Below are 286 nucleotides of genomic sequence, written 5' to 3'. Positions count from 1 at the left end.
CGGGACGCTCCGCTTCCTCGGTGTCAAAATCCACCACGGTGCGGCGCGCGGCCTGGACCACCCGGCGTCGTACGCGAACGGCCGAACGGAATTCCGCCATGCTGGGGTAGTCGAACCGAACGGGAGAGGCCAGCAGCGTGGCGAGGATCTCTGTTTCCAGGTCGTCCGGGTCATGCCCGGGGTCCAGCCCCAGTGCCCGCACGATTCCGGACGTATCGCCCTCGGGCATCCAGGCGCGAAGGGCGTCCTGCGTCAGGCGATAGTCCCAATACGGGCCGCCGCCATC

1 protein-coding gene is annotated in these 286 nt (G+C 68.5%); it reads right to left on the bottom strand.

All coding sequences use genetic code 11. The annotated features are described in order from the left end of the window. Nucleotides 1–286: hypothetical protein (locus tag WDW90_RS39010; RefSeq protein WP_336492986.1), on the bottom strand; the 286-nt coding region annotated here is incomplete at both ends.

The sequence above is a fragment of the Methylobacterium nigriterrae genome (assembly GCF_037106235.1).
Classification (GTDB): Bacteria; Pseudomonadota; Alphaproteobacteria; order Rhizobiales; family Beijerinckiaceae; genus Methylobacterium; species Methylobacterium nigriterrae.
Note: the sequence above shows the minus strand (reverse complement) of the source record. Positions and strands in the feature narration are given on the sequence as shown.